Here is a 21,899-nt window from a genome sequence, read left to right on the forward strand (position 1 = left end):
CTTCTCTACCGGGAGTTCCGCCTTTCTACCACCTGCCCACCCCGCCAGCTCGGCCTCGAGCCCAGCGCCCAGCGCCCAGCGCCCACCAGGTTCAGGAACAGGCTCTTAGAGATCAAGGCATACGGACCACTTACTCTAGGAGGAACTCAATGATCAGGTGAAGATGCAGACAACGCAAGTGGAAATTCGCCCTCGGCTCCCCACGCCATATCGTCAATCAGAAATATTATGCTTTTATGCACCAAGCCACCACAGTGGTGATAACAGGGTCTAACGTAGCACTTGACTACATGAAATAGGTGCCAAGGTAGCTAGTGCTGGGCACCTCTCCGTTGGCATGAGCAAACGCCCGGTCTGTGATGTCATCCGCCCGGGCCTTAAACGACCATATACAGCTCTACAGGTGCAATGAAAGCGTCCGATGGGGGGTATAAAGGCAACAAGGCGATTAAATGGCAACAACTCAATCAATAGTTGTAAAGGTTTCTGATGTGCTCATAAAAAAAAAGGATGAATCCAAAATATCTCTCGTGACTAAGGTCGCTTGGATGGGGGGAGCATTTTTTGCTGCCATATTAATTTTAATTGTAGTAGCTATAAAAATATCAAGGTTAACTCTAGAGATCGCGGTTTCGCAACTGGCGGCCCCTATGGCGGTACTTGTGTCGGCTTTCATGGTGGCTTTAGCTGCCGTTTTTACATATCAGTCAGCGAGTAAGGCTCGTGAGCTCGATCGGGAATCGGCACGCAATCAAAGGTTTGCCGAAGCATGTCAAATGGTGTCCTCAGATTCTCCGTATATTGTTATTGGAGGCCTACAAGTTCTGTCTGCGCTGGCAAACGAGTGGCAAAAGTTTGGCGATACAGAAAACGTTAGAAGATGTATAAGCGTTCTTTGTGCATATCTAAAAAGCTGGCCGGTCGATGAGCGTGGTCATGCTATCGGAAAAGAGTCGGTATCACGACTCTCATTAGCACCAGTGCAATCTCCACGGCTTTACGCGGTGGAGATTATAAGGGATCATACGAAGAAGGGGGAAGTTGATTTCCGCTGGAAGGGTGAATGGATCAACCTAGAGTATGCTCACCTTGAAAAATCTCGACTCGACGATTGTTGTCTTCATGGTATTTGGCTGATAGGCGCAAAGCTGCAAAATGCACGCTTTGGTAACACCGACCTGGCGGGTGCGTGGTTAAAAAACTGTGATGCGTATGGAACGGATTTTAGTAACGCCGATCTTACTGGCGTAGCATTTAGTGGCGCGGATTTAAATAAAGCAAATTTAATGGGTGCAATTTTAAACAACACGCGGATTCGTAGATCAACGATAGAAGGAACAAAAATTTACGAAAAGGACTACAAAAGGTTGAAAGAGTCCTTTCCCGATGAGGGATATGGAAGTTGTATTGATGGTGCTACGGGAAACCCCCGCCTAATGTTTCCAAAAAATGTAAAGGAGTAAAAATCGAGTATTTTTCCGCCCAGCTTGCCTTTCAGGTCGGAGGAAAAAGGTATTAAGTCTGATTTTTCATATTTATCGGGCATAGAGCGGACCCAATTGCGAATGAATAGAGACATTGGATGATTGATTTAGGGAAGTATAAAATTGTAAATGCTTTATCGGATGACAGTCAAATGCCACGTCGCTTAATATTAGACACCAACTTTTTGATTGACATCGGAAGATATTACTTTCAAAAACGAAGTCAAGAGGACAGGGATAATCTCAAGGCGGCCCTAAAAGCATTTCCGCATACCGGCGTTCGAGGGAAATTTATTGACGTCAATTATGGATTTGCCTTACTGGAAGCTAGCGTTTCCAGAACGGGTTTTTTCCGCGAGTCGGTGTATCACCGCTGGGGCTATGCAATAGACAAGGTGTTGATGTGGAATGCTGATGAAATTGAAAAAAATTTTGACAATCGGCATCCTCCAGCAAACAGAGATAATTACCTGAAAAAAAACTTAAAACCCCGGTGTGATTCTGTTAAGTCGACCTCGATGCCAAATGTTTTTGTTATTGCTTATTATGCGCATATACTCTATATTTGCTCACTTGAGTCACGGAGGAAAGATGGAGAAGATCCCCTTTCGCTTCTCAAGGAATACAGTGAGTGGTCCAAGAATATTTTAGGCGTGCGTGACCCCTACTGTGCAAGCCTGGCAATATCATGGCTTGCTGGTGATCGGGAGATGGTTCGAGGCGTTAAAAAGTTAATCAAGTACAGTGGATCAGAGAGTCCGGACGAATTGTCGGATAAATGCTGGAATGCTGGTTGGGATGTATGGCTTGTTAGCCTAACCGAAGGATTCACCTTTGGGTTTATGGATCCCGAGAGGCGTATGGTGCCCACGGGTTTACTTACGGCTAATCTGGATCCATTTTTCTTGCGTTCTCGGGCAGAGAACCGGAGTGTGATAAATATTGGAAAATCTCTTTCGATTCCGTTTGTTGGAGTTTCCTCATCTTTGAATTTACGGTACCCATCTGAATTGGTTTGGGGAATGTTCCCGTTTGATCTTGAAAGCGATCCGCTGAGAATGACTAGAGATGGAAGTCGTCTTTTAGAGCAAATGGTAGATGCTGTCCATGTGTTGGAACAAAAGCTGAAAATATCCTGTTTGACGCATCTTCCGACTTTTTGAGCGCCATCTAAACTGCCATATTTTCCTAACATGACTTGTGGCTCATTCCATGCGCCATCCAGGGATTGTCAAGAATATATGTTTCGCTGTTAGTTTAGATGAGATATTCGTTCTCTTTCGTCCCTTGTTACTTGGAGTCGGATGACTAGGCTTCGGACCTTTGATCTTGGGAGGCTGTATCTTGGGGCCGAGGCTATCCATTTGAGTAACGACGCAAGGTGCTGGGAATGGTGGCTAGGTGCGGGGTGCGTTAGGTTTTTCCCTCCGGTGCGCCTGTGAGGTGAGGGACTGGTTCCTCACCATAAAATTGAAGCTTCTACATTTCTACATTGCTCGTCCGTGCGAGATGTCCCGTTCATCACCCACCGTTGTGCCGTGCATGTCTAGGGGACTGGTCGCTGGATTGAACAGTGACTCGCAAGTTGAGGGTTGCGCGACGCCTTAGAAGCAAAACTTGAGCCGGCGCGAAGAAGCGTACGCTCGGTTGCCTACTTTGCTGCTTGACCTGGCCGTCATGTCAGCGAATCCTGACAGTGTCAGGGTTTCATGACACCCGGAGGTAGATGTGCTCGAGCACGATGGACAACAGGGCGCGACGGCCCCGCATGTTGCGTGGGGGCTGGGGGCAGCCCTGGCCGATCACTCTGTGCCAGTGGATGACCGTGACGGGGTGGCTGTGGCCCAGTTTCTGCGCATGGCTGCCGATGCATGGGCGGCCGCCAAGACCGAGGAGAGCGCCGACCGCGCTTTGGAGCGGGTGAGGTTCCTGCGCCTGCTAGAGCGCGGAGCCGGCGTGGCGCCGCGCGATGCCGTGCAGGACGCCCGGGGGAGCGGGGCCTCGTGGGCCGGGGTCGGGTGGTCGTTGAATACTTCCCGGCAGAGTGCCTACGAGCGTTTCACCGACTGACACTGCATCCGGTGCGGGTTCGCCGGCGGGTGAGACCGAGTCTTATGAGCGTTTGGCGCCTTGATGCGTCTCGCAGGTCATGGAATGCGAGACGTCTCGTCCGGAAAATTTGCGCCCGCATGTTTCCGCGGCTGCGGGTGTCTCGCATCCTTGTACTTTATCCATGCCCCTAGAATTGGATGCTCAACCTTAGTTGCGAGACAGATGAGATGGGATGGGCATGGGCAAGCTGATCGGCTATGCGCGAGTATCTACACGGCAGCAGGACGCAGACCGTCAAGTGTCTGACCTGCTGAGTGCCGGCGTGCGGCGCGATGACATGTATGTCGACAGTGGAGTGTCTGGAGGGCGTACATCACGCCCTCAGTTCGACAAGGCCGTGGCATCCCTCGAAAAAGGCGACACGTTGGTCATCACCACGCTGGACCGTCTGGGGCGGTCAACGCAGAACATGCTGGTCTTCGCCGAGGCGTTGCGCGCGAGAGGCGCTGGATTGCGGGTGCTCAACCTCGGTGGGGGAGACGTGGACACGGCCACCCCGATGGGCTCAATGGTCTTCACCGTCATGGCCGCCCTGGCCCAGATGGAACTGGAGATCAAACGGGAGCGGATCACCGACTCGGTGGCCAAACGCCGGGCCGCCGGCAAGGACCTCGGCGGGCGGCGCCAGACCTTCACCGACTCCCAGATCCGCAACGCCCTGCGCCTGATCGAGTCCGGCGAACCGGCCACTCAAGTCGCGCGGGACCTCGGCATGTCCAGGGCCACGCTCTATAGACGGATCCGGGAGCTGCCGCAAGCGACGACGATCTGAGACCGCCGTTGCCTATGGTCATCGTGATGCATATGCCGCCGCGTTTCCGTTCTACCTGTGATTTCGGCGCGGGGTCTTCCGGTAGTTGTTGTTCTGCGACAACGCAGCCGGGAGGTGAAGCCGTCGGCTCCAACCCAATGACGGCCACGAGGAACGCCCGGCGAGCCGTTATGGCGCTCACTGTAGCGGGGCGCCCCCGACGGCCCGGATGATCCCGGCCAGCGGATCGGCGCACTGGCCGCCGTACGCCTGGCGCACGACGTCGCCGATTACAAGCACGGCGGGCGAGGCGCACCGGGCGGTCGCCGCGTCCGTGATGACGCTGGCGAGATCCGACACGGTGGTGCGCTGCGAGTCACTCCAGCCCCGTTCGACGACGGCGACTGGCGTGGTCGTGTCCATGCCGGCTGCGGACAGACCGGCGACCAGTTGCGGCAGCGTGCCGACGCCCATGAGCACGACGATCGTCCCGCCCAGGCCGGCGAGGTGGCGGTGCTCGGCGTCGGTGAGTGGCGCGTGACCGGAGACCACGGTGAACAGGTGGCTGACGCCGCGGTGCGTCACGGGGATCCCTGCGGCGGCGGGGACGGAGACGGCGCTCGTGACGCCTGGGACGACCGAGACCTCGACTCCCGCCCGCACGCACGCGGCGACTTCCTCGCCGCCGCGGCCGAAGACGAAGGGGTCCCCACCCTTGAGCCGCACCACGTGCTGACCCTCAAGGGCGGCCTCAACCAGGAGGCGCTCGATCTCGTGCTGCGGGACGGCGTGGTGACCGGGGCGTTTGCCGACGTCGACGAGTTCTGCACCCCCGGTCAGCCGCTTCAACCCCCGGTGCGGGCCGAGCCGGTCGTAGAAGACGACATCGGCCTCGCGCAGCGCGTCCAGGGCCCGGGCGGTGAGCAGGTCCTCCGGTCCGGGGCCGCCCCCGACCAGGGTGACCCGCCCGCCGGGTGCTGCGGCGGACTCGCGGATCAGCAGTACGGTGCACGTGCGGCAGTCGGCCACGAGCCGTTCCCACCCGGGGTCGCCGTCCTCGACGAGGGCGACGAGGACCACCCGGCCCAGCAGCACGCTGCGGTAGTCCGCCGGGGTCTGCACGGTCCGCACGGTCGCCCCGGCGCTGCGGTAGCGGCGGACAGCGCGCCGGGCGGCCTCCGGTGCGCCGGCCACCAGGACCGTGGCGCCGGTCAGGTCCATCGCGGGGGCGTTCACAGGGCCCGCTCTGTGCTCTGCTCCGCGACGCGCACGGGGATAGTCGAGCTGATCAGCACGGGTCCGGCGGCACCGCCCGCGGCGATCTCCTCGGCGGTCGCGGGGCGCTCCATGCCGCGCTCCGCGACGTTGACGATGGAGGTGTCCGCCTCCTGCGGGGCGTTGACGAAGGAGCGGAAGCGGCGCAGCCGCTCCGGGTCCTGGAGGGTGGAGGCCCACTCGTCCTGGTAGTGGTCCACGTGGCGGGCCATGGCGGCCTCCAGGTCCTCGGCGATGCCGAGGGTGTCCTGGACAACCACGTCCTCGACGTGCCGTAGACCGCCTTCGAGTTCTTCCTGCCAGTGCGCCGTGCGCTGGAGCCGGTCGGCGGTGCGGATGTAGTACATGAGGTACCGGTCGATGTAGCGGATCAGCGTGCCGTCGTCAAGGTCCTGGGCCAGTAGCTTCCCGTGTACGGGGTTCGCGCCGCCGTTGCCCCCGACGTAGAGGTTCCAGCCGTCGGCGGTCGCGATGACGCCGACGTCCTTGCCTCGGGCCTCGGCGCACTCACGGGCGCAGCCAGAGACGCCCATTTTCAGCTTGTGCGGGGACCGCAGGCCGCGGTAGCGCAGCTCGAGTTGGATGGCCATGGACACCGAGTCCTGCACGCCGAAACGGCACCAGGTGGAACCTACACAGGACTTCACGTTGCGCAGGGCTTTGCCGTAGGCGTGGCCGGACTCGAAGCCTGCCTCTACGAGCTCCTTCCAAATGTCCGGCAGCTGCTCGAGGCGGGCGCCGAACATGTCGATGCGTAGGGCACCGGTGATTTTCGTGTAGAGGTTGTACTTTTCGGCCACGCGCGCGATGACCGCGAGTTTGGCGGGCGTGATCTCGCCCCCGGGAATGCGCGGGACCACGGAGTAGGTGCCGTTCTTCTGCATGTTGGCCAGGGCGCGGTCGTTGGTGTCCTGGAGGGCGCCGAGGCCGGCGTCGAGCACGTACTCGGAGTACTGGGAGGCCAGGATGGAGGCGACCGCGGGCTTGCAGACGTCGCAGCCCCGGCCGGTGCCGAAGCGGGCCAGGATGTCCTCGAAGGAGCGCAGCTGCAGCACGCGCACGGCCTCAAAGAGCTCAGCGCGGGATAGTGCGAAGTGCTCGCACAGCGCCTTGGAAACGGTGATCCCGGACTTGGTGAGCTCGGACTCGAGCAGTTTCTTCAGCACGGGGACGCAGGATCCGCACTGGGTGCCGGCGCGCGTGCAGCCCTTCAGTTCGCTGAGATCCTGGACGGGGTCCTGACCCTCGCACGCGCCGCACCCGTTGATTGCTTCGCGGATGGAACCGGCGGCTACGTTGTTGCAGGAGCACAGGACCGCGTCGTCGGGTAGCTCGGTCTCGGGCGTCTCACCGCCGCCGGCCGCGGTGAGGAAGGCCCCGGGCTCGGCGGGCAACTCGCGGCCGAGGAGTGGGCGCAGCGACGTGTACGGCGCGGCGTCGCCCACGAAGATGCCGCCCAACAGCGTGCGGGCATCGTCGGTGACCACAATCTTCTGGTAGACGCCGCGGGCCGGATCGGCGTACACGATCTCGAGTGCGCCTTCGGTTCTCGCGAAGGCGTCGCCGAAGCTGGCCACGTCGACGCCGGAGAGCTTGAGCTTGGTGGCGGTGTCGAAGCCGGGGAAGGAGGCGTCCCCGCCGTGCAGTCGATCGGCGACGATCTCGGCCATGGTGTTGGCGGGAGCCACGAGGCCCAGGCACATGCCGTCGAAGTTCGCCACCTCGCCGATGGCCCACACGTGTTCGACATCGGTGGCGCAGCCCTCGTCGATCACGATGCCACCGCGCTGGCCCATCCGGAACACGGGCTCGGCGTCGGGCCCGGCGGCTTCGTTGACCGTCCGGGCGAGCTCGTCTCGTGGTCGGACACCGATGGCCACCACCACGAGATCCGCGTCGATGAACCGGCCGTCGGCCATCTCGACGCCGGTCACCACCGGCTCGCCGTCCGGTCCCGTCTCGGTGCGGACCTCCTTCGGGAAGACGCCGCCGTGCACGGTCAGGCCCTTGTCGGCCACGAGCCGGCCCATGGCCTGCCCGGCGCCCTCATCCAGCTGGGTGCTCATCAGCCAGGGGGCGCCGTCGATGACGATCGGCTCCGCGCCGAGCTGCTGCAGCCCGGCCGCGGCCTCGAGGCCGAGCAGCCCGCCGCCGATGGTAACGGCGTTGACCACGCGGCCCAGCTTCTCCGTGAGTGCGGCGACCTCCCGGTTGAGGAACCAGACGTCCTCGAGCGTGCGGTAGACGTAGGTGTGCTCGTTGCCGGGGATCGGCAGCCGGGCGGCGTTGGAGCCGGTGGCCAGCACGAGCTCGTCATAGGCGTGGTGGTCGCCGGTCTCGGTGACCACCACGCGGGCTTCGAGGTCCAGGTCCACGGCGCGGGCACCGGTCACGAGGGTGACGTTCTCGTGGTCCCACAGGGAATGCTCGCCCAGGGTCAGGTCCGTGCTCGGATCCGTGAGGGCGCGGCTAAGTCCTACGCGGTCGTAGGGCAGGTGCACCTCCTCGGTCAGGACGGTGATGGAGATGCCTGCCGTGTTCCGGGAGCACATCGATTCGACGAACCGGTGGGCGGCGGGGCCGCCGCCCACGACGACGATTCGGCGGGACGGGTTCTGGTTCATGGCAGGCCTTCGGGTCGGGTGGTCGGTGCCGGAGCGGGCGCCTGGAGTGGTCGGAGCGAGAGGGCAGCAGCCCGTGTTACAGACCGTAGGCGGCGTCGGTTGCTGCCCCGTTGCTCCGATGTTTCGACCGCTTTGACGTTGCCCGAACGCAGCGGAGAGCACCCGTGAGGGGCGAGAAACATGAGTGCAACAACACCGTTCTGCTTCTGGGATCCAGGGGAAACGACGGTTCCGCTGCTCGGGCCTATCACGATGGCGGGCGGAGGCCGTGAATTGCGTTTTACTCTGGCGTTACGGCGCCCGGTCTCCCGCGAAACACGCTGTCCCTAGCGTCGAGCCCGCGACCTGACATCCCCGCAACGAACGAGGTGCTCCATGACCGCCCTGACCCCGCCCGAAGCCACCACCGACGAGACCAGCCTGAACTGGTACCACGTGTGCGGCATCGACGCACTAGAGGTCGGTTGGGGCGAGGCCGCGCTGATCAACGGCCGCCAGGTGGCGCTGCTGCGCCTGTCCGCAACTGAGATCCACGCGGTGGACCAGGCCGACCCCGCCACCGGAGCGCACGTGATGGCCCGCGGCATCGTGGGTTCCCGCACCGAGGCAGCCACGATCGCCTCGCCACTGCACAAGGAGATCTACGTGCTCGAAACGGGCGAGTGCCTCACCGACGCCGGTCTGCGCCTGGGCGTCCACCCGGTGCGGGTCGAGGACGGAAACATCGTCGTTGGGCTGTCCGCGGCATAGTCCGGTGGAGCCCATCTCCACCTATGTGTTTCCGGTCCACGGGTCGATAGGTGCAGACATGGTGGGCGGCCCGGCTGACTATAGGTCGGGGCTGCCCCGGGTTTCCTTGACTCTCTGACCTGTCTGGACATGCCGGGCAGTTTTATGAACGAAGCGGCAGACACACGGAAATGACCTGGGCACGGATATGAGGTCAATGGGTCAGCACGAGGCTGTAGCCGACGTTGCGCACCGTGATAATCAGGTGCTCATGGTCCGCACCCAGCTTGGCACGCAGCCGCCGCACGTGCACGTCCACGGTCCGGGTGCCGCCGTAGTAGTCGTAGCCCCAGACCTCCTTCAGCAGCTGGGCGCGGGTGAGGACTTTCCCGGGGTGCTGGGCCAGGAACTTCAGCAGCTCGAATTCCTTATAGGTCAGGTTCAACGGGGCGCCGTTGACGTGGGCGGAGTAGGCGGCCTCGTCGATGACCACCGAGCCCGCACGGATCCGGGCGTCGTCGTCGGCGAGGTCCGCGGTTCGGGAGGTGGCCAGGCGCAGCCGGGCCTGCACCTCCGCGGGACCGGCGGTGTCGAGCACGACGTCGTCGACCATCCAGTTCGCCGCGACCGCGGTGATTCCCCCTATGGTGAGGACCATCAGCACCGGTGCGTTCAGCCCCTTTGTGGTGAGCAGCTGGGCAAGGTTGCGCGCGGTGATCAGGTCAGTGCGCCCGTCGAGCAGCACGACGTCCGGGGACCGGCCCTCGAGGTTGCCGGAGACGGTGCGGGTCGGGGCCACCGTCACCCGGTGGTTGAGCAGGTCGAGGGCCGGCAGCACCGATGCCGAAGGACCGTCCGCGTCGGTCAGCATCAGAATCTGAAACACTCGTGCTTCTCCACTTCCGGTACACGGCTGAAGCGTCAGGGCATCACCCTCGCCGCCAATCCGGCATCGTTCTCAGGCAGCTGCCGGGGCACTGTCCCGTCCCGGCCTAGAGGATGCGGGCCGTTCCCACAGCGGTCCTTCGTCTGCGTGGGCATCCTAGTAAGACGGCGTGAAGATGTTGTAACAGCTTCGACGGTTCGCATCCTTTGCGTGACGGGCGTCTTTGGTCTTGGGACGGGCAAGGTCGTTGAGCATCCCGACCCGGACCTGTTGCAGCCCTTGGCGCGCTCGACGGTCCGAAGGACCCCCAGGTCTACGCCAGCGTGGTGGCCGCCGGGGATGTAAACGCCCCCCGCAAAGCAGCTCGGACGCTGTGGTTGCCGAACCAGAAGCAGATCCATTTCACCGATGCGAGGGATGACCGGCGCAAGAAGCAGCTCAAGGACTTCGCCCGCCTGGACGTCGCGGTGTCCGTGTCCGTGTACGTGGCCAGGGGACTCCAGGACAAAGAGGCTCGACCGCTGCGTCGCCCCCGCTTTACATATGGCGCGTTAGAGGCCTTCACCGTCGAGATGACCGTTTTCTCGATCGGTCAGGAGCTGGTCTGGTGGGACGCGTTCGGTGTCCGGCTCGGGTGCTCGCCGTGCCGAACCGGGCGGACGGCTCGGGCGGCCGGTGCGGTGCGGTCCGGGTGCGCAGGCGACCTCGTCACCGCCCAGGGCGAGGACGGGGGTGCCGGCGATGATCAGATCGGCCCGCTCCCAGGGCCGTTCGGCGGCGAAGAAGGGCAGCTCGTGGGCCATCCACTCGTGCCAGAACCGGCGTGACTGCTCGGCGTCGCCGTTGGCGCCGTGAGTGACGTCGCGGGCGATGCCCCGTTCCTCAGCCAGCCGGTGGTCGGCCTGCACCCAGATCCTCCGGTCGATCAGCTCGGCGAACCGGTGCTGGTCGGCGCCGGTGCCCTCGACGACCACGGCCCGCAGCCCGGCCGGGATCTCGATCGTCCCGTGGCGGCCGTGGGTGGGCCAGGCGGGTGGTTGGAAGGACACCGCCCGGCCCTGGTGCAGTGGCTCCAGGATGTCGTGGCCGAGCAGGTGGCCCCAGCCGAAAAGCGGTTCGTGCCAGGCCACATCGTCGGTGTGCACCACGGCCGATGGGGCGAGGTGAGGCAGCAGCCGCTGGGCGAGGGTGGACTTGCCCGCCCCGCCACGGCCGTCGACGGCCACGATCCAGGGGCGGCCCGGTGCGCTATCACGACCCTCCAAGAGGAGGCCGGCCACGTCTTCGATGGTGAGGGCGGACCATGGGTCGGCTTCGGGTTCTTCGGGCGGCAGCACCATGGGAGGGGACATGCGTTCCTTCTTCCACGTTTCAGGGTGGCTGGTCGGTCGAGAAGACCTCTCCCACCGTGCTGGTCGGCGTGCGTTCTCAGCGCCGCGTCGGCGCGGTGTTCTCGTCGGCCGGGGCGGGGCCCAGGGCGGGGGTGACGATCCTGCGGACGGCGTCCTCGGTGAGGGAGCGGTCGAACGGGTCCTCGTCCAGGGCCCGGTGCAGGGCCAGTCCCTCGATCAGGGCGTCGAGCTGCCGCGTGGTGCGGGGATCGAAGTGCCGTTGCAGTTCCTGGCGGCTGCGCCGCATCCAGGAGCTGGTGATCGCCCGGTACCGCGGCTCGCGCGCGGCCAGGGTGTAGAGCTCGTAGGCGAGCACCCGGTCGCGGTGGCTGCCCGGCTCCGACAGCTCGTGCACCAGGTCGACGACCGCCTCCACCGCCTCCTGCGGGTTCTCCGCGGCGCTGAGGCGGGCCTGAAAGGATCCGGCGATGTGCTCGGCGAAGCGCGTGAACGCTTCGTGGAGCAGCTCGTCCATGCCCGTGAAGTGGTAGGTCATCGACCCCAGCGGGACGTCGGCGGCCGCGGCGATCTTGCGGTGGGACACCCCGCTCACCCCGGCCTCGGCGATGAGCTCGAGGGTCACCCCGACCAGCCGATCGCGCCGGTCCGGGTCGGTGCGGCGAGCCCTCACGGGAACCCCCTTCCTCAGATGCTGCGGATCACCCGGGCCGGGTTGCCCACGGCCAGGCTGTTGGCGGGGACATCGCGGGTCACGACCGCCCCGGCGCCGATCACGCTGTTCTCCCCGATGCGCACCCCGGGGCACACCACGGCCCCGCCGCCCAGCCACACGTTGTCCGCGATGGTGATGGGCTGCGCCGCTTCGAGCTTGTCGCGGCGCGGTTGCGGCTCCACGGGGTGGGTGGGGGTGAGCAGCTGGACGTTCGGGCCGATCTGACAGTCGGCGCCGATGGTGATGGCTGCGACGTCCAGGGCGGTCAGGCCCGCGTTGATGAAGGTCCTGTCCCCGACGGTGATGTGGCTGCCGTAGTCCACCGTCAGCGGCGGACGGACCTCGACGCCCTCGCCCACCGCGCCGAACAGCTTCTCCAGGAGGGGCCTGACCGACCCGGGGTCCTCGACGTAGGCCGCGGTGTAGCGGTGGCTCAACCGCAGCGCCCGGTGGAAGGCGGCCGCGTTATCCGGGTCGTCGGCGATGTAGAGGTCCCCGGCCAGCATCCGCTGCCGGTTCGTGCGGGGATCACCGGCGAAGTAGTCCACCGGGGCAGGGGTGTCATCCATCATGTGGACGATCGTACGCATCGATGGATGCGCCCGTCCACATGAATAGAGATGTCTCTAGCCCCTCGGCTTTACATATGCCCCGGTTAGCGGCTGGCAACCCCCAGGAGTTCTCGCATCTGGTGGAAGTCCCGTCCCGGCCAATTTGAGTATGCCGCTGTGGCGTCGCGGTGGGAGTCCGTTCTGGGCTTCCCAGGTGGGCGGTGCAGGGGCGGCCGAGGAGTGACTCAGGCTCTGGGGGGTGCGGTGGAAGCTCGGGGGATGAGTTCGATGCCGTCGGGGATGATCTCTTCGATCGCGTTCTGGGGGTCGGTGTCCAGGAGCAGGGCCACGGCGCGGCGGCCCATCTCGAACAGGGGCATGCTCACGGTGGTCAGGGGTGGGTCGAAGGCCCCGGCCAGGGGGTGGTCGTGGATGGCGATCACCGAGATGTCATCCGGGACGCGTGTGCCGTGGGCGCGTAGGCCCACGAGCAGCCCGGAGGCGGAGGCGATGTTGGCCACGACCACCCCGGTGGTCTCTGCCGCCGCGGCGAGCAGGGGGCCGGTGGCGGTGTGGCCGCCGGTGAAGGTGTAGTCGGCCTCGAGGATCGGTCCGGGGGTGAGGGCGTGGTCGGCCATGGCTTTGAGGTAGCCGGTGGTGCGGCGCCCGGCGGATTCGGCGTGGGCCGGCCCGGAGAGGTGGGCGATGCGGGTGTGGCCGAGGTCGATCAGGGCGGTGGTGGCCCGGTGGGCGGCGGCTTCGTCGTCGAGCAGCAGGTAGCGTCGGCTGCCTTCGGCCCGGCGGTTGAGCAACAACCAGGGGACGGGGGCGTCGGCGGGTGGGGTGTCGGTCTGGCCGGCGGAGGCGATGAGGATCCCGTCGAGGCCGCCGTGGGCGCCGAGGTCCAGGAACTGCTGGACGCGTCCGGGGGTGCGGGCGGCACTGGCGACGATGAGTGTCTTGCCGCGGGCGTCGGCTTCGGTCTCGGCGCCGTCGACGACCACGGCCCAGATGGGGTTCTCGAAGCTGGGGATCACCAGTCCGAGGGTGTTGGAGGTGGCGGTGCGCAGGCTGCGGGCGATGCGGTTGGGCTGGTACCCCAGCTCTTTCACGGCCTGGCGGACCCGTTGGCGGGTTTCCTCACGTGCCCGCAGGGCAGGGTCGTCGTTGAGCACTCGGGAGACGAGGGAACGATCGACACCTGCCCTGGCGGCAACGTCAGCGATGGTAATTCGTTTGTTCACCCTCCCACAGTAACCACGGAGGTCACGGCCAGGACGCCGCCGGAGATGATCACGATGGCCAGCAGGTCGAAGACCAGCCCGGTGCGGAACATGCGGGTGATGGGCACCATCCCGGAGCCGTAGACGATGGCGTTGGGCGGGGTGGAGACCGGGAGCATGAACCCGCAGGAGGCCCCGAATACGGCGGCCAGGGTGGGAATGGTGGGGTCCATGCCCACGGCGACCGCGATCGGGATCACGACCGGGACGACCACCCCGACGGCGGCGGTGTTGCTGGTGGTCTCGGAGATCACGATGGCCAGCACCACGGCCAGCACGGTCACGGCCACGCCGCTGGTGAGTCCGAGCCCACCGGCGACCCCGGTGCCGATGACCTCGGCTAGGCCGGTGTTGGCCATCAGCCGGCCCAGGACCAGTCCGGCCCCGACCAGCACCACGGTGCCCCAGTCGATGCGCCCGGCGTCGGACCAGCTGAGGGTGAACTTCCGCTGCGCCCAGTGCAGGGGCAGGAAGAACAGCAGGGACGCCCCGATCAGGGCTGCGGTGCCCTCATCAATGGCGGCGAAGGCAGCCAGGGCCCCGGTCTCGGGGGCGGCGATGAGCTCCACCAGGCTGGGGCCCACCCACAGGACCACGGCGACCAGGAAGCAGATCAGCGTGTTGATCTCCCCGCGGCTCATCGTGCCCATGGCGTGGCGTTCGGTGCGGATGTACTCGGTAGCACCTTCGATCTTGTTGATCTCGGGGCGGTTGAACAGCCACAGGGTCAGGCACATCGCGGCGAACATCACCACGACCAGCGGCCAGGTCAGCTGCCCCCAGGTGACGAAGTTGAGGCTGACCCCGACCTGCTCCTCGAGGAAGCCGCGCCCGACGATGTTGGCGGTGGACCCGATGGGGGTCAGCAGCCCGCCGACGCTGGCGCCGTAGGCGATCATGAGCATGACCAGGGTGGCGAAGCGGGTGTGCTTGAAGTCCTGAATGCCGGCCGCGTGGGCGACCTCCGGGCCCAGAGCCCGGACGATGCCCAGGCCGATGGGCAGCAGCATCGCCGCGGCCGCCGAGTTGGACACGAAGGCCGAGACGATCGCGGCGACCCCGCCGAAGGCGCACGCGACCCGGGTGGTGGACTTGGCGACCCCGGGGATGGCCAGGACGCTGATCGCGAAGCGGCGGTCCAGCCCGTGCACGGACATGGCCCGGGCGATGATGAATCCGCCGATGACCAGGAACAAGGTGGAGCTGGAGAACGCCCCGAAGACGAAGGCGGTGGCGTCCTGGGTGCTGTCCGGTTCCAGGGTCGGGATTTGCAGCACCACGCACAGGGCCATGGCCAGCAAGGAGGTGATCGGGATCGGCAGCGCCTCGGTGACCCACATGATGATGACGAACACCATCACCGCGGCCAGGGCCTGCTGGTTGGCCTCCAAGGGCAGGGGCAGCAACAGCATCAGCACGAACGCGGCCGGGCCGGCGAACAGACCGATGGTCTTGCGGATGCGGTCGAACCGGTTGCCGCCGGCGTCGTGGTCCTCGATATCGGCGTCTAGTGCGGGCGGGGCGGGCACGGGCGGGGCGGTGGGTGTGGTGGTCATCGGTGGTCTCCTTCGGGCGGGCACGAGGATCGTTTAGCGCCGGGTCCAGGCCTCGACGGCGGCCGCGCACATGGCGGTGGCCTCCCCGAGGTAGTCGGCAGGATCGATGCGGGTCGGGGTGGTGGCCAGGTCGGCGCCGGCGGCTGCCACGGCGGCGGTGACGGCCTCGGTCAAGGTGGCGCGTCCGGCGCGGACCTGCCCGACGGCGGAGTAGACGACGTCGTGGGCTCTCTCGCGCCCGAGCACCGGGGCCAGGGAGATCATGTAGGCCTCGGCCATGATCAGCCCGCCGTCGTGGTCGAGGTTGGCCCGCATCCGGTCCGCGTCCACGCGCAGCCCCTCCACCAGCTCGGTGGTGGCCTTCAGCGCGGCGGCGCTCAGGCCCATCAGGTGTGGCAGGACGTACCACTCGATCTGCCACTCCCCGGCGGCGCGCTCCTGGGGGACCTCCATCGCCCGGAACATTCCGGCCGACAGCGGCCCGGCGACTCCGGCGAGCCCGATGATGCCCTCGGCCAGGATCGGGTTGGCCTTCTGCGGCATCGTGGAGGAGGCCCCGCGGTGCTTGCCGGCGGCCTCGCCGATCTCACCGATCTCGGTCCGGGAGAGATCGATGACGTTGCGGGCCATCCGCGCGCACGTCGCGGTCAGGGCCGCGGCGGTCTGGGCGAAGTCCGCCAGCCCGTCCCGGGACGGGTGCCAGGACACGTCCGTGGTGGACAGCCCCAGGGTCTCGGCCACCGCTGCCCGCACGTCGCGGCTGCGCGGGCCCTGGGCGGCATTGGTGCCCCCGGCCCCGAACAGCGAAACCACCCGCACCCCTTCGGCCGCAGCCGCCCAGCGGGCCCGCTGCCGGGTGAGCTCGGCCAGCAGCGGGGCCAGCTGCGCCCCGAAGGTGGTGGGCACGGCCTGCTGGCCGTGGGTGCGTCCGGGCATCAGGGTCTCGGCGTGCTCGTCCACCAGCCGGGCCACCGCGTCGCCGATGTTGTTCAGGTGGTCGGTGATCACAGCACCGGCCTCGGTCAGCTGCAGCACCAGGCCGGTGTCCATGATGTCCTGGGTCGTGGCCCCGTAGTGGACCCGGCCGTCCGGACCGGCCGGCAGGGACGCGGCGATCTGGCGCACCAGCCCCAGGATCGGGTACCCCACATTGCGCGCCGAGGCCCACAACGCCTCGTAGTCGACCTCCAGGTCCTCACAAGCTTGGGCCACCGCCTGGCCCTCGGCTTCGGTGATCACCCCTAAGTCCCCCTGGGCGGTGGCCAGAGCGGCTTCGGTGCGCAACCAGGAGGCGACCATCGACTCCGGGCTGAAGACCGCGCTCATCCGCGCGTCCCCGTAGTTGTGCAGCAGCAGATCGAAGATCTGCGGTGACGCTACGGCAGCATCTGTCGGTGCGGTGGCGGGTGAGGGGTGCAGGGAAGAAGTGGTCACAGTGGCTCCTCAGTCGTGATCAATCGATTGATCACGATTAAAGATGAGCCAGCTCACACTGTCAACCCCGGCGTGTTACTCGCGTCACCGTTGGAGATCCCCTTCGGGGCCGTGCTCCCGGCACCCGGTGGGCCGCCTGATCACCAGTTGTCAGATCTGGGCCTGCGATGAGGACGGGGCCAAACCGTTCCCTTGCGCGCGTCTTACGCGCTGAGACCATCCGGACCTGAGTCCCATGGCGGGTCGAACCATCGCGGGAGGTTCCAGGGGCACTGACTGTCAGAGCGGCTCTGTTCCATCCGCTTTACATATGGCCGGTTAGCGGCGAACAAGCCACGGGAGTTCTTAGATCTAGTGTTGCTCCCCTTCGGCTGGCATGGACCCGTTGCCGTAGTAAGAAATGGTTTCCATGGTTATGGCTGAGGCCTTGGGTGGGGTCGGCCAGGCCGGTGATCATGACTGCCATGGCGAGTCAGACAGCGTCCGGGCGACAGCTCAGGGACCAGTTGTGGGAGTTGCTGGAACCGTTGATCCCGCCGCCTCCGCCGGCGAAGAACGGGAGGACCGGCAGATCCCGGGTCGATGACCGTGCCGCGCTGGAGGGCATCCTGTTCGTGGCCGAGCACGGCATCGCATGGGAGAAGCTTCCCACCGAGCTGGGCTTCGGCTCCGGGATCACCTGCTGGCGCCGGCTGCGGGCCTGGCAGGAGGCCGGGGTGTGGGAGAAGCTCCACCGCGCCGTGCTCGAGAAGCTCGGGCAGGACGGGGCTCTGGACTGGTCGAGGGCGTCTCTGGACTCGGTGAGCGTCCGGGCCAAAAGGGGGGCGAGCTGACGGGGCCCAACCCCACGGATCGCGGGAAACTGGGCACGAAGTACCACCTGCTGGTCACCGCCGACGGGTTGCCGCTGGCGGTGGCGATCAGCGGAGCCAACCGGCACGACTCCATGCTGGTGGAGCCGATCTTGGACGGTTTGAGCCCGGTCAAGGGACGAGGCCGCGGTCGGCCACGACGGAGACCGGTCAAGCTGCACGCGGACAAGGCCTACGACAACAAAAGGGTGCGCCGCTACCTGCGCCGGCGCGGGATCACCGCCCGCATCGCCCGGATCGGAGTGGACTTCAGCGAACGCCTGGACAGGCACCGCTGGGTGGTGGAACGCACCATCTCCTGGCTGCTGGCCTTCCGCCGCCTGGCCATCCGCTACGACCGCAGCGCCACCACGATCACCGCCGTGGCTACCTTGGCGGTCACCGTCATCTGCGCCCGGCGACTGCCCGGAAAGGACTACTGAAACCATTTCTAAACGTTCCGGAAAGTGGGGCGTGAGTCCGGCGCCACGCTTCACAAGGTTTGCTGATGTGAAGAACCGTGAAGCTCGGCCGGGGCCGGTCGGCTGCCCGGTCTCGGGCTCCGCGGCCCCGGGCATTCCGGTGCGCGCCACTCGTGCCCCGGCTCGATGACTGTTGAGACCCCTGCTGGTTCTGTCCCTGTTGTCCCCATATGGGGGGCTATCTTACCAAGTGCAAACACTGCTTGGGTGTTAACGAAGATACATTCGCACTTGTCAACGAGTGATTTGGGCTCCTGGGGGTTTTCAACCCGAGGAGTATGTACGGACCGGGGGGTCCGTGTGCTCGTTGGCGCAGTGCCGATCGGGGGGATCGCATGCACGGGCCGTTGAGCGCGCTCACGCCACGGCCGAGACGGGGACCGCTCCGTCCGGCCTTGACCATCGGGGGGCGTCGCGGGGCGGCAGTCCTCGCCGCTGCAGTGCTGGTGGGATCGAGTGTCGCGCTCGTGCCGGTCACCTCCCACGCCGGCCCCGTGCCGGTAGTTCCGGCGGTCGAACCCGCACCGGCCCCCGGGGAGGGTCAGGAGTTGGTGGTGAACGGGGGGTTGGCCGAGGGCTCGGGGGTGCCGTCGTGCTTCCTGTCCGCCGGGTGGGGTGAGCGGGAGGTGCAGGGCGGGCTGTCCGAGGACGTGCCAGCCGGGTCGGCGCCGGGGACCCGGTCCTACGGGTTGAGCATCAGCTCCTACACCTCCGGGGACGCGAAGCTGATCCAGGCTGAGGAGCCCGGGTGCGCCCCGGCGGTGGTGCCGGGGCGCAGCTACGACTTGTCCGTGGACTACAAGTCCACCAGTGCCAACAACTCCGTGACCGTGTTCGCGCACACCGCGGCCGGCTGGCAGTACTTCACCGACCTCAAGGTGCTGCCGGCCAGTGCGGACTGGACGACCGGGCAGGCCCGGATCGAGGAGATCCCCGAAGGGGTGGACCGCATCTCCTTCGGGGTGTCCCTCTACGGGGTGGGGGAGCTGAAGACCACCAACTACTCCCTGCGCCAGGTCGCCCCCGCCCCCGAGCCCACCCCAGCGCCCGACACCGGCGAGGGGGAGGAGTTGGTGGTGAACGGGTCGTTGGCCGAGGGCTCGGGGGTGCCGTCGTGCTTCCTGTCCGCCGGGTGGGGTGAGCGGGAGGTGCAGGGCGGGCTGTCCGAGGACGTGCCAGCCGGGTCGGCGCCGGGGACCCGGTCCTACGGGTTGAGCATCAGCTCCTACACCTCCGGGGACGCGAAGCTGATCCAGGCTGAGGAGCCCGGGTGCGCCCCGGCGGTGGTGCCGGGGCGCAGCTACGACTTGTCCGTGGACTACAAGTCCACCAGTGCCAACAACTCCGTGACCGTGTTCGCGCACACCGCGGCCGGCTGGCAGTACTTCACCGACCTCAAGGTGCTGCCGGCCAGTGCGGACTGGACGACCGGGCAGGCCCGGATCGAGGAGATCCCCGAAGGGGTGGACCGCATCTCCTTCGGGGTGTCCCTCTACGGGGTGGGGGAGCTGAAGACCACCAACTACTCCCTGCGCCAGGTCGCCCCCGCCCCTGCCCCACCCCCAGCAGCCGGGGACGCAGCACTGGTGGGTTCGTGGGATGTGCTTGAGACCGAGCTGCCCATCCGGGCCATCCACACCACGTTGCTGCACGACGGCCGGCTGCTGTTGATCGCCGGCTCCGGCAATGACGGCAACCAGTTCGCCGCCGGGACCTTCCGTGCTGTGGTGTGGGACCCGGACACCGGCGAGTTCCTCGAGATCCCGGTGCCCTATGACATGTTCTGCGCGGGCCACGTGACTCTGCCCGACGGCAAGGTTCTGCTCGCCGGGGGCACCATGGCGTTCCCGGAGGAGGACGCCGGTCCCAACACTTTCAAGGGATCGGATCGCAGCTACTACTTCGATCCCGAGGACAACGCGTTCCATGAGCTCTCGGACATGGCCGGTGCGCACTGGTACCCCTCGCTCACGAAGCTCGGCAACGGGGACGTGTGGGCCGCGGGCGGGCTGGACGAGAAGGCTGAGGGCACGGTGCTCACCGAGATGTTCGACTACTCCTCGATGAGCTGGTTGCCGCAGCACAGTGTGCCGCAGACCTGGAGCTTCTGGGGCACCTATCCGCACATGTTCCTCCTGGACGACGGGACGATGTTCTACACCGGTGCCCACACGTTCGGCAACGGACTGCCCGGCACCGGCGCCTCGATCTACGACTGGCAGGGCGCGCAGATCTGGGACGTCCCGGGTCTGCGGGAGAAGGACCTGCGGGACCAGGCCGGGTCCGTGTTCATCGGCCCCGTGCAGGACCAGCGGATCATGATCGTGGGCGGGGGCAACACGGATCTCAACGCCGCGGGCACCGATCTGGTGGACATCATCGACCTGTCACAGCCCACCCCGGCCTATCAGCCCGGCCCGTCGCTGCCGGGTCCCGGCAAGGCCTACGTGAACCTGATTAACCTCCCCGACCGGACGGTGCTCGCGGCCAACGGAGCGCAGTTCAACCGTGCCGGGGACGTGCACACGGCGGCACTCTACGACCCCGAGGCCAATACCTGGCTCCCCGCCGATGCCGACCCCGTGGGGCGCAACTACCATTCGACCTCCGTGCTGCTGCCCGACGGCCGGGTGGCGGTGATGGGGACCAACCCGGCCGACAACTCCTTCGACTTCCGGATCTCGGTCTACAGCCCGCCGTACCTCTTCCAAGGAGAGCGGCCCAAGATCGTGCAGGCCCCGGATGCCGCGGGACACGGGGACGCCCTGGAGCTGGAGGTGGACGGGGACGTCGTCTCGGCCTCGCTGATGGCGCCGATGTCCTCCACCCATCAGACCGACACGAACGCCCGGCTCATCGACCTGCCGATGGCCGGCGCGGGGGGCACCAGGACCGTCCAGGTCCCGGACAACCCGAACCTGGTCCCACCCGGGCCCTACATGCTGACCGTGCTCGACGCGGACGGGGTGCCCAGCGAGGCGGAGTGGGTGTGGGTCTCGTGAACGCCCTGATGCGCACACGCTGCCGGGCCATGGCTATCGGGACAGCGGTGCTGGTGCTGCTGATCGCCGTGGTGGTCCTGCTCACGGGTCCGACCAGCGCGGACGCCGAGGGCACCGGCCCTGCGGCCGCGTCCGGACAGCGGCCCAGCGACGATCCGGGGCTCTCGGCACAGGTATCGGAGGGTGCTTCGCCCAGGGCAGGCCGCGGCACAGGAGACGACGACGGCGCGTCCCCCGGCGGTAAGCAAGAGCCACAGCGTCCTCCCCAGAATGGTGAGAAGAAGTCTCCGCCGACCGGGCCGGACTTCGGAGAGGGGGAGTCCGGACGGAGCCTGTCCCAGGCGGCCGGGCGCGCACCTGCCCCCGAATCCGGTGCGGGGACACCCGGCCGCGTTGATCCCGCGGCCGGTCTCGCCGCGGCGGCCGGTCGGGACGCAGGGGAGAAGGTGCCGGGCCAGGCCAGGCGCTCAGCACCAGCTGACCGGACCCAGGGACTCAGTGCACGCGGGGCTGTGACGGCGGAGGAGGTCCTCGGCGACCAGAGCACGGCTCCTGGGGGATGCGTGCCCGAGTACGGGCAGGACGGGCAGTGCCTGCCGAGCGTGCCGCCGTCGCTGGCCAAGCACGTGGCAGACATGCGGGCGGCCGGGATGGACCCGGCGAGCATGGATCACCACTGGGGCTGCGCCGAGGTCCGTGCCCACTTCCCCGAGGGCCTTGCCGTGCGCAACCCCGGGGTGGATCCGCAGGGACTGGATCCCAACGGCGACGGTCTCGCGTGCGGGGCCGGTGAGTAGCCCGGGGGACTGCGCACC

Annotated in this window: 17 protein-coding genes; 8 read left to right on the forward strand and 9 right to left on the reverse strand. The window is 66.0% G+C overall.

Annotated features, from left to right (window positions below; genetic code table 11):
• Nucleotides 1-452: 452 nt before the first annotated feature.
• The 4 genes from RF640_RS16460 (at nucleotide 453) to RF640_RS16475 (ending at nucleotide 4,368) form a co-directional block, all read left to right on the forward strand.
• Nucleotides 453-1,463 (forward strand): pentapeptide repeat-containing protein, encoded by a 1,011-nt coding sequence (locus RF640_RS16460; protein ID WP_368828402.1) that lies wholly within the window; start codon nucleotides 453-455, stop codon nucleotides 1,461-1,463.
• A 119-nt stretch (nucleotides 1,464-1,582) separates the two neighbouring features.
• A complete protein-coding gene (locus RF640_RS16465; protein ID WP_368828403.1) occupies nucleotides 1,583-2,647 on the forward strand; it encodes a hypothetical protein in 1,065 nt (354 codons plus the stop codon).
• Nucleotides 2,648-3,341: 694 nt separating this feature from the next.
• Nucleotides 3,342-3,554 carry a hypothetical protein gene (locus RF640_RS16470; RefSeq protein WP_368828404.1) on the forward strand — a complete coding sequence of 71 codons (213 nt, stop codon included), beginning with the start codon at nucleotides 3,342-3,344 and terminating at the stop codon, nucleotides 3,552-3,554.
• Between the two features lie 220 nt (nucleotides 3,555-3,774).
• The gene (locus tag RF640_RS16475) at nucleotides 3,775-4,368 is read left to right on the forward strand and encodes a recombinase family protein (protein WP_058873376.1); all 594 of its coding nucleotides are present in this window, start codon (nucleotides 3,775-3,777) and stop codon (nucleotides 4,366-4,368) included.
• A gap of 177 nt (nucleotides 4,369-4,545) precedes the next feature.
• Here RF640_RS16475 and cobA read toward each other — a convergent pair whose 3' ends face one another.
• On the reverse strand, nucleotides 4,546-5,568 hold the full coding sequence (gene cobA, locus RF640_RS16480) for a uroporphyrinogen-III C-methyltransferase (RefSeq protein WP_058873375.1): 1,023 nt from the start codon (nucleotides 5,566-5,568) through the stop codon (nucleotides 4,546-4,548).
• 11 nt (nucleotides 5,569-5,579) lie between these two features.
• Nucleotides 5,580-8,246: a nitrite reductase large subunit NirB gene (gene nirB, locus RF640_RS16485; RefSeq protein ID WP_058873263.1), complete on the reverse strand. Its 2,667-nt coding sequence runs from the start codon at nucleotides 8,244-8,246 to the stop codon at nucleotides 5,580-5,582.
• Between the two features lie 375 nt (nucleotides 8,247-8,621).
• On the opposite strand from nirB, the gene nirD reads away from it, so the two are divergent.
• Nucleotides 8,622-8,996, forward strand: a complete 375-nt coding sequence (nirD, locus tag RF640_RS16490) for a nitrite reductase small subunit NirD (RefSeq protein ID WP_109149352.1) — start codon at nucleotides 8,622-8,624, stop codon at nucleotides 8,994-8,996.
• Nucleotides 8,997-9,189: 193 nt separating this feature from the next.
• Here the strand turns inward: nirD and RF640_RS16495 are convergent, their stop codons facing one another.
• The 7 genes from RF640_RS16495 to RF640_RS16525 all read right to left on the reverse strand — a co-directional run bounded on the left by RF640_RS16495 (nucleotide 9,190) and on the right by RF640_RS16525 (nucleotide 16,749).
• Nucleotides 9,190-9,861: a response regulator transcription factor gene (locus RF640_RS16495; RefSeq protein ID WP_109149353.1), complete on the reverse strand. Its 672-nt coding sequence runs from the start codon at nucleotides 9,859-9,861 to the stop codon at nucleotides 9,190-9,192.
• A gap of 551 nt (nucleotides 9,862-10,412) precedes the next feature.
• On the reverse strand, nucleotides 10,413-11,213 hold the full coding sequence (locus tag RF640_RS16500; protein WP_368828405.1) for a uridine kinase: 801 nt from the start codon (nucleotides 11,211-11,213) through the stop codon (nucleotides 10,413-10,415).
• A 76-nt stretch (nucleotides 11,214-11,289) separates the two neighbouring features.
• Nucleotides 11,290-11,883 carry a TetR/AcrR family transcriptional regulator gene (locus RF640_RS16505; protein ID WP_035929414.1) on the reverse strand — a complete coding sequence of 198 codons (594 nt, stop codon included), beginning with the start codon at nucleotides 11,881-11,883 and terminating at the stop codon, nucleotides 11,290-11,292.
• A 14-nt stretch (nucleotides 11,884-11,897) separates the two neighbouring features.
• The gene (locus RF640_RS16510; RefSeq protein WP_368828406.1) at nucleotides 11,898-12,497 is read right to left on the reverse strand and encodes a sugar O-acetyltransferase; all 600 of its coding nucleotides are present in this window, start codon (nucleotides 12,495-12,497) and stop codon (nucleotides 11,898-11,900) included.
• Between the two features lie 224 nt (nucleotides 12,498-12,721).
• Entirely contained in the window at nucleotides 12,722-13,720 is a 999-nt protein-coding gene (locus RF640_RS16515; RefSeq protein WP_368828407.1) for a LacI family DNA-binding transcriptional regulator, read from the reverse strand.
• Complete coding sequence (locus RF640_RS16520) at nucleotides 13,717-15,315, reverse strand: DASS family sodium-coupled anion symporter (RefSeq protein WP_052133083.1); 1,599 nt, start codon at nucleotides 15,313-15,315, stop codon at nucleotides 13,717-13,719. Before RF640_RS16520 ends, RF640_RS16515 begins: the two co-directional genes overlap by 4 nt.
• Before the next feature lie 33 nt (nucleotides 15,316-15,348).
• Nucleotides 15,349-16,749: a lyase family protein gene (locus RF640_RS16525; RefSeq protein WP_206539751.1), complete on the reverse strand. Its 1,401-nt coding sequence runs from the start codon at nucleotides 16,747-16,749 to the stop codon at nucleotides 15,349-15,351.
• Nucleotides 16,750-17,213: 464 nt separating this feature from the next.
• Here RF640_RS16525 and RF640_RS16530 point away from each other — a divergent pair.
• From RF640_RS16530 to RF640_RS16540, 3 genes are all read left to right on the forward strand, one after another.
• A protein-coding gene (locus tag RF640_RS16530; RefSeq protein ID WP_368828408.1) for an IS5 family transposase occupies nucleotides 17,214-18,043 on the forward strand; the annotation gives its coding sequence in 2 pieces (ribosomal slippage) (nucleotides 17,214-17,565 and nucleotides 17,565-18,043; 831 coding nt in all).
• Between the two features lie 593 nt (nucleotides 18,044-18,636).
• Entirely contained in the window at nucleotides 18,637-21,084 is a 2,448-nt protein-coding gene (locus tag RF640_RS16535; RefSeq protein WP_368828409.1) for a galactose oxidase-like domain-containing protein, read from the forward strand.
• A gap of 512 nt (nucleotides 21,085-21,596) precedes the next feature.
• Nucleotides 21,597-21,881, forward strand: coding sequence for a hypothetical protein (locus tag RF640_RS16540; protein ID WP_368828410.1), 285 nt, complete (start codon nucleotides 21,597-21,599; stop codon nucleotides 21,879-21,881).
• Nucleotides 21,882-21,899: the final 18 nt, after the last annotated feature.

The organism is Kocuria sp. CPCC 205231 (genome assembly GCF_040980965.1).
In the GTDB taxonomy this organism is placed as follows: domain Bacteria; phylum Actinomycetota; class Actinomycetes; order Actinomycetales; family Micrococcaceae; genus Kocuria; species Kocuria rosea.

Bases quoted from the DNA above. Each gene is read 5' to 3' on its own strand.
- RF640_RS16460 (WP_368828402.1), top strand. From the start codon at position 453: ATGGCAACAACTCAATCAATAGTTGTAAAGGTTTCTGATGTGCTCATA.
- RF640_RS16465 (WP_368828403.1), top strand. From the start codon at position 1,583: ATGATTGATTTAGGGAAGTATAAAATTGTAAATGCTTTATCGGATGAC.
- RF640_RS16470 (WP_368828404.1), top strand. From the start codon at position 3,342: ATGGCTGCCGATGCATGGGCGGCCGCCAAGACCGAGGAGAGCGCCGAC.
- RF640_RS16475 (WP_058873376.1), top strand. From the start codon at position 3,775: ATGGGCAAGCTGATCGGCTATGCGCGAGTATCTACACGGCAGCAGGAC.
- cobA (WP_058873375.1), bottom strand. From the start codon at position 5,568: ATGGACCTGACCGGCGCCACGGTCCTGGTGGCCGGCGCACCGGAGGCC.
- nirB (WP_058873263.1), bottom strand. From the start codon at position 8,246: ATGAACCAGAACCCGTCCCGCCGAATCGTCGTCGTGGGCGGCGGCCCC.
- nirD (WP_109149352.1), top strand. From the start codon at position 8,622: ATGACCGCCCTGACCCCGCCCGAAGCCACCACCGACGAGACCAGCCTG.
- RF640_RS16500 (WP_368828405.1), bottom strand. From the start codon at position 11,213: ATGTCCCCTCCCATGGTGCTGCCGCCCGAAGAACCCGAAGCCGACCCA.
- RF640_RS16510 (WP_368828406.1), bottom strand. From the start codon at position 12,497: ATGATGGATGACACCCCTGCCCCGGTGGACTACTTCGCCGGTGATCCC.
- RF640_RS16520 (WP_052133083.1), bottom strand. From the start codon at position 15,315: ATGACCACCACACCCACCGCCCCGCCCGTGCCCGCCCCGCCCGCACTA.